We start from the raw sequence: 7,027 nt of genomic DNA on the forward strand, positions 1-7,027 counted from the left end.
GGCAGGCGCGAACCGACCGTCAGGTGTGGCCCTGGGGCCCGAGGATCAAGCCCGGCAGAGCCCGGTCGTCCAGTCGACGGTCGCGGCGGCCTGCGAGTACGTCCACTCCGGCGCCAGCAGGTCGCGGTCCAGCTGGGCCGCCGCGCCCTTGTCCTCGACCACGTAGCCGAAGTCCTGCAGCCAGGCCGGGTAGAGGTTCTTCGACCCGATGTAGAAGGCCGAGCCGTCGACCGCGACCAGCTTGTGGTGCAGCGCGTACGGGTGCCCGTCCGCCCAGGTGGCGGTCGGCGCGGCGCGGAAGGACGCGAGCTGGAGGTTGCCGCAGAGCGCGGCGCCCGCCTTCGCCGGGTCGCCGGTCAGCCGGGTCAGCCGGGCCCGCAGCACGTCGGAGACCTCGGAGAGCGACTTGATCTGCGAGTAGCCCCCGCTGCCGGCCGTGCCCCGGTTCGCCGGGTCGCTGACCACGATCCGCACCTTGACCCCGGCCACCAGCTTGGCGGCCAGCAGGTCGTAGAGCCGGGCGTCGTAGCGCGGCAGCGGCGGGCAGGTGCCGTTCATGTCCTGCTGGGAGATCTCGATGTGGCTGCTCGCACTGCCGACGAGCGCGCGCAGGGCGTTCTCCTCGGGATTGACCGTCTCGTAGTCGCGGTCGGCGTTGGTGTTGTCGTGCAGGGCCAGCGGACCGCACTGGGTCTCGGAGACCCCGGCGACCGGTGCGGGCCGGTAGGCCGAGGCGGGGTCCGCGGCCTTGACGCCGACCCCCAGGCCGCCGACGGCGATCACCGGGACGCTGCCGGTGGCGGGCGCGGCGGGGTTGGTGTCCCGCTCCATCGAGGGCCGGCAGGCGCCGCCGTCGGAGGAGGCGAACCACGCGTTGTCGAACAGGCCGGTGCGGCCGCAGGTCCACGCCCAGAGGGTGTCCAGGTAGCGCGCGGCCGAGGTGGCGGCCGGGCCGGTCAGGGCGAGGTCGACGTCCGAGACGGGGTGCGCGGTGTCCAGGTAGTCGTCCTTCCACCCGTTGATGCCACCGGCGATCACGCTCCGGCCGTCGACCACCAGCAGCTTGGAGTGGTTCCAGGAGAACGCCGTGCGGGACGTGGTCATCGAGGCGACGTTCAGCGTCACCGAGCCGGCCGCGGGGCCGAGCCTGGCCAGCAGCTCGTCGCGGTAGCGGGAGGGGAGGACGTTGGCGTTGTAGAGCGGCGCCGCGCCCACCAGGATCCGCACCTGGGGGCGGTGGCCGGCCGCGACCGAGGCCTTGAGCCCCGCCACCAGCGCGTCCTGGAAGCCGCCGTTGGGGAACGGCGCGAGGGTGGAGACGTCGACCGTCCGGGTGGCCGAGGCGACGTCCGCCTGCATCCTGGCCAGCAGCGCACGGGTGCCCCGGCGGTCGGCGCAGCCGGCGTCACCCCAGCAGCCGGGCGTCTGGAGCAGCCAGCCGGCCGGATCGTCGGCGGTGCCGGCCAGCGCGTTGCCCTCGGTGCGCTCCCAGACCGAGCCCTCCAGACCGGGCGACACCTCGCGCAGCGCACGCTCGACGGCGTCGAGGTGGGCCGTCCCGCCGTCGGCGGTGGCACCCTCGGCGGGGGCCGCGAGGGCCGACGGGGGCGGGACGGCGGCGAACAGGGTGGTGGCTGCGGCGACGGCCAGGGCCGAGCGGACGAGGCGGCCGGACCGGCGGGACGAGGGGAGGTGCACGTGAGGTTCCTTCAGCAAGCGGCGGGTGGTTCACCCGTGGGACACCCTGAGATTACCGAAAAGTAACTTGCTGTCGAATCTGCGCATGACAACCAGTCACCCGGCCGGAAACAGACCCGCCGGTCGACCCCCGCCGATCGGCGACACATCGTCAGGCACACGCGTGACGATGCGTCAATCAGCGGTGTCACCCCGCTGGCCGCGCTCGCGGGACGCGGCGGGCCGACCGCCCGTACCGGTCACGCCGGGGCACGTCCGGGCGGGTGACGGCGGCGGCGATCCGGACCCCGCGACCGGCGAGCCGGGCGCCCGCCCGGCCCCGGATCCGTAGCGTCGGCCCATGCTCCTCGGCCTGCTGGCGGCGCTCCTGGCCGCCCTCCTCACCGGCTCGGCCACCGTCCTCCAGGCGGTGGGCGCGCGCCGCGCCGCGTGGGCCACCACGCGGGCGAGGCCGCCGCGCTCGCCGGGGCGTTCCGCCAGTGGCCGTTCATGGTGGGTGTCGGAATGGACATGCTCGGGTTCGCCGCCGAGCTGGTCGCGCTGGAGCGGCTGCCGCTCTACGAGGTCGAGGCCGCCCTGGCCTCCGCCCTCGCCGTCACCGCCGTGGGGGCGTCCCGGGTGCTGCGGATCCGGCTGCGGCGCAGCGAGTGGATCGGGGTGGCCTCGGTCTGCGCCGGGCTCTGCGTCCTCGCGCTCACCGCCGGACACGACGGCCGCGGGTCCGGCGACCAGCCGCTGCGCCTCGGCGTGCTGCTCGTCTCGGTCGCCCTGACGGCCGTGGGGTGGGCGGTGGTCCGCCTGGCCGGGGCGCGGCGCGCCCCGCTGCTCGGCCTGGTGGCCGGCCTGCAGTTCGGGGTGGTGGGCGTCGCGGTCCGGGTCCTGCCGGGGGCACGGCTGCCGGAGCTGTTCGGCGAACCCTCGGCGTACGCGATCGCCGTCGCCGGGCTGGGCGGCTTCACCGCGCTCACCTGGGCCATGCAGAGCGGGTCGGTCACCGCCGCGACGGCGGCGATGGTGCTCGGCGAGACCCTGGGCCCCGCGATCGTCGGGGTGCTGCTGCTCGGCGACCACACCCGTCACGACGCCACGCCGCTCGCCGTCGCCGGGTTCGCCGCCGCGGTCCTGGGCGCGCTGACCCTGGCGCGCTTCGGTGACGCCGAGCAACCCGCCACCGCCGGGACCTGAGCCCCGGACGGCCGCCGGCTCCCCGCGGCGCCGGGCCGGGGCCCGGCGCCGCGAAGCGGCAGGTGCGAAGCGGGAGGTCAGGCCGCCGGGCCCGCGAGGACCTCGTTGACCAGTTCGCGCGCCTCGGCCTGGACCCGGGCGAGGTGGTCGGCGCCGTGGAAGGACTCGGCGTAGATCTTGTAGACGTCCTCGGTGCCCGACGGGCGGGCCGCGAACCAGGCGTTCTCGGTGCAGACCTTGATCCCGCCGATCGCGGCGCCGTTGCCGGGCGCCTCGGTGAGGACGGCGGTGACCGCCTCGCCCGCCAGGTCGCCGGCGCGGACCTGCTCCGGCGACAGCCGGGCCAGCAGCGCCTTCTGCTCGCGGTCGGCCGGGGCGTCCACCCGGGCGTAGGCGGGGGCGCCGAAACGGTCGGTGAGGTCGCGGTAGTACTCGCTGGGCGTGCGGCCGGTCACCGCGGTGATCTCCGAGGCCAGCAGGGCCAGCAGGATGCCGTCCTTGTCGGTGGTCCACACCCCGCCGTCGCGGCGCAGGAACGACGCCCCGGCCGACTCCTCGCCGCCGAACGCGATCGAGCCCTCCAGCAGCCCGTCGACGAACCACTTGAAGCCGACCGGCACCTCGACGAGGTCCCGCTTGAGGTCGGCGGCGACCCGGTCCAGCATCGAGGAGGACACCAGCGTCTTGCCCACCGCCGCGTCCACCGGCCAGTCGGCGCGGTGGCGGTACAGGTAGTCGACGGCGACGGCCAGGTAGTGGTTCGGGTTCATCAGGCCGCCGTCCGGCGTCACGATGCCGTGGCGGTCGGCGTCCGCGTCGTTGCCGGTGGCGATCGCGAACCGGTCCCGGCGCTCGATCAGCGAGGCCATCGCGGCCGGCGAGGAGCAGTCCATCCGGATCTTGCCGTCCCAGTCCAGCGTCATGAACCGCCAGGTCGGGTCGGTGACCGGGTTGACGACGGTCAGGTCCAGCCGGTGCGTCTCGGCGATCCGGCCCCAGTAGGCGACCGACGCCCCGCCCAGCGGGTCGGCGCCGATCCGCAGGCCCGCCGCCCGCACCGCGTCGAGGTCCAGCACCGAGACCAGGTCCTCGGTGTAGGCGGTGAGGTAGTCGTGGCGGCCGGTGGTCGCGGCGGCCAGGGCACGGGCGTACGGCACCCGCTTGACGCCCCGCAGGCCGTCCCGGATCAGGGCGTTGGCGCGGTCCTGGATCCAGCCGGTGGCCTCCGAACCGGCCGGACCGCCGCTCGGCGGGTTGTACTTGAACCCGCCGTCGCGCGGCGGGTTGTGGGAGGGCGTCACCACGATGCCGTCGGCCAGCGCCTGCGGGTGGCGCCGGTTGTGGGCCAGGATCGCGTGCGAGACGGCCGGGGTGGGGGTGTAGCCGTCGGAGCTGTCCAGCAGGACGGTGACGCCGTTGGCCGCCAGCACCTCGACGGCGGTCGCCCGGGCCGGCTCGGACAGGGCGTGGGTGTCCGCGCCGAGGAAGAGCGGGCCGGTGGTCCCCTGGGCCACCCGGTACTCGCAGATCGCCTGCGTGGTGGCGGCGATGTGGTCCTCGTTGAACGCGGCGTCCAGCGAGGAGCCGCGGTGCCCCGAGGTGCCGAACGCCACCCGCTGGCCCGGCTCCTCCGGGTCCGGGTGCAGCGTGTAGTACGCCGTCACCAACCGTGCCACGTCCACCAGGTCGTCCGGCTGCGCCTGCTGCCCGGCCCGTGCGTGTGCCATCGTCTCTCCCACAGTGTTCCTCGCCGTGCGCCGGCCGCGCGGCCCGGCGCATCCTTCTGCCCCGTGCTCACCGATCGTAGCCAGCGCGCGACCTTCGGCCCACACGGGGCGACCCCCGGGCACCGGAGCGTCCGGCACCAGCGGCGCCCGGCGGGGCGAGCCGGGGGGCGCACGACCGGGGCGCGCACGGGCGACGGCGGAACACCCGACACCGGGCGACCGGCGGCCCCGGGCACCGGAGCACCCCGCGCGAGCGGCGCCCGGCGGGGCGAGGCGCAGCCCGGGCCGGTACCCGGAGCGCCGCACACGGCCACCCGGCCCGAACCCGGGGCGCGCACGGGCGACGGCGGAACACCCCGGCGCCGGGCGACCGGCGACCCGGCGCGGGCCCGCGGGCGCTCAGTCGCCGGGGTTCGGCTCCGCCGGCCGTGCCCGGGGGCCGGGCCGGGGTCGGAGCGCCTGGGTGACGCCCCAGGCCGCGGCCGCCAGGCCGGCCAGGGCGATCGGGCGCGACCACTCCCCCGCGCCGGTCGACGCGAGGGCCACGGACAGGACCAGGCCGGACGAGGCGAGGGCGGCCAGTGCGTGCACGGGCCGGACGCGGTCGCGCTGCGGGCCGAGGACGTCGACCAGCAGCAGGTGGCCGATCAGGAGCGCGGCCACCGCCGCGATCCGGCCGAACGGGGGCTCGCCCAGCGCGGCCAGCAGCACGCTCCCGGCCGCCAGCACGGTGCTGCGCGACGCGGCGAGCCGACCGAGCCAGCTGTGCGGGCGGCGCGGCGGCTCGTCGAGCGGCGGGGCGGCCCAGAGGGCGAAGGCCGCGGCGGCTACCGCGGCGACCGGGCCGAACCGGTCCACCGCGCCGTCGACGATGCCGCCGACCCCGGCGGCGGTGAGCGCCAGCGCGACGCCGGTGCAGCGCAGCGCGGCCCGCTCGGCCCACCCGACCCACCGGGCGGCGGGCGCGATCCCAGGCTCGGCAGCGACCGCATCAGCGACCGAGGCGGCGGTCGAGGCAGGTGTCGGGGCGGCGACCGGGGCGGCGACCGAGGCGGCGGTCGGGGTGTCGTCGACGGTGGTCATCGGGCTCCTCCCCCGATCCGGCGGCGCAGCAGTGGCGCGAGCGCCAGGTCGAGCGCCTCGCCCGGGGTGTAGCGGGCCACCGGGATGCCGCGGGCGCGCAGCGCCGAGCGCATCGCCTCGCGTTCGGCATGCCAGAGCCGCAGGGCCACCGCGCCGATCTCGTCACCGGGCTCCACCACCGGTTCGCCGGCCGGGACCTCTACCACGACCAGCGGGTTGCCACGGTCGCGGACCTGGCCGAGCACGTCCAGGATGCGCTGGTCGGCGAGCGAGGTGAAGGCGTACACCAGCGCGTGGCCGGGCAGCGCCGCCGCCGGGAGCCGGGGCACCAGGGGCCCCCGGTGGCCCCGGTCCTGGCGGACCTCCAGCACGCTCTCCACCATCCGGTAGAAGTGCCGGTCCCCGCTGCCCGCGGCGAGCCAGCGCAGCTTCCCGCCGACCGCGATCAGGCCGACCCGGTCGTGCCGGCGCAGGTAGGCGCGGGTCAGGCCGCCGGCCGCGCGCAACGTCTCGTCGAGGCTGGACCGGCCGGTGGCCGCGTCCAGGAAGTCGGCCAGCGTGTCCAGCAGGACGACCGCGTCGGCGGCCCGCTCCGCCGCGAACTGGTTGATCTGGACGGCGTCGCGGCGGGTGGTCGACGGCCAGTGGATGCGCCGCTGGCGCTCACCGGGCACGTGCGGGCGCACGCCGACGACCTCGACGCCGGTGCCCTCGTGCGCGGTGGTGTGCTCGCCGAGGCGTTCGGGCAGCCGTACCGGGATCGGGGTGAGGCGGGCCGCGCTCGGTACCGGGAAGACGTCCACCGTGCCGAGGTCGGTGCGCACCGTCCGGCGGGCCAGACCGCCGGCGTCGTAGACGTCGATGTCGACGCTGCCCAGGGTCCAGCGGCCCCAGCGTTCGGCCCGGAGCACCAGGTCGACCTCGGTGGCGCCGATGGTCACCGCCGTCAGGGCGACGCCGGGGCCGAGGGCGACGGCCGGGTCGAGCCGGCCGATCCGTCCGTCGTGGCGGACGGTGATCCGTACGGTGATCGGCTCGCCCTCCAGGCAGCGGCTCGGCTCGACGCTGTTCTCGGCGGCCAGCCGGGACGGCCGGCCGGTGCCCGGGGCCGCCAGGGCGAGCAGGACGGCCGGGCCGGCGGCCAGCGCGAGCAGCCAGGCGTGGCCGGTGGCCAGCGCGGCGACGGCCGCGACGGTGGCCACGGTGAGCAGGCGCAGGGTGCGCTCGCCGGGGCGCCAGTGCGGGGAGGGCGGGGTGCTCGGCAGGCCGGCCGCGGTGGCCCGGGCGCTGCGGGCGACCAGGCGCGCGGCGGCCTGCTCCGGGCCCCGGGTGGC

5 protein-coding genes are annotated in these 7,027 nt (G+C 76.8%); 1 reads left to right on the top strand and 4 read right to left on the bottom strand.

Going from position 1 to position 7,027, the window contains the following annotated elements:
* Positions 1 to 45: 45 nt before the first annotated feature.
* On the bottom strand, positions 46 to 1,698 hold the full coding sequence (locus tag ACFWA9_RS26925) for a phospholipase (RefSeq protein ID WP_380390345.1): 1,653 nt from the start codon (positions 1,696 to 1,698) through the stop codon (positions 46 to 48).
* Positions 1,699 to 2,127: 429 nt separating this feature from the next.
* Here ACFWA9_RS26925 and ACFWA9_RS26930 point away from each other — a divergent pair, with 429 nt between their 5' ends.
* Positions 2,128 to 2,883 carry a hypothetical protein gene (locus tag ACFWA9_RS26930; RefSeq protein WP_380390347.1) on the top strand — a complete coding sequence of 252 codons (756 nt, stop codon included), beginning with the start codon at positions 2,128 to 2,130 and terminating at the stop codon, positions 2,881 to 2,883.
* A gap of 77 nt (positions 2,884 to 2,960) precedes the next feature.
* Here ACFWA9_RS26930 and pgm read toward each other — a convergent pair whose 3' ends face one another.
* The 3 genes from pgm to ACFWA9_RS26945 all read right to left on the bottom strand — a co-directional run.
* Positions 2,961 to 4,610 carry a phosphoglucomutase (alpha-D-glucose-1,6-bisphosphate-dependent) gene (gene pgm, locus ACFWA9_RS26935; protein ID WP_329491435.1) on the bottom strand — a complete coding sequence of 550 codons (1,650 nt, stop codon included), beginning with the start codon at positions 4,608 to 4,610 and terminating at the stop codon, positions 2,961 to 2,963.
* Positions 4,611 to 5,009: 399 nt separating this feature from the next.
* The gene (locus ACFWA9_RS26940) at positions 5,010 to 5,693 is read right to left on the bottom strand and encodes a hypothetical protein (protein ID WP_380390349.1); all 684 of its coding nucleotides are present in this window, start codon (positions 5,691 to 5,693) and stop codon (positions 5,010 to 5,012) included.
* The coding region (locus ACFWA9_RS26945) for a DUF58 domain-containing protein (protein WP_380390351.1) at positions 5,690 to 7,027 on the bottom strand (1,338 nt) is incomplete at its 5' end. The genes ACFWA9_RS26940 and ACFWA9_RS26945, both read right to left, overlap by 4 nt.

The sequence above is a fragment of the Kitasatospora sp. NPDC059973 genome (genome assembly GCF_042737525.1).
GTDB lineage: Bacteria > Actinomycetota > Actinomycetes > Streptomycetales > Streptomycetaceae > Kitasatospora.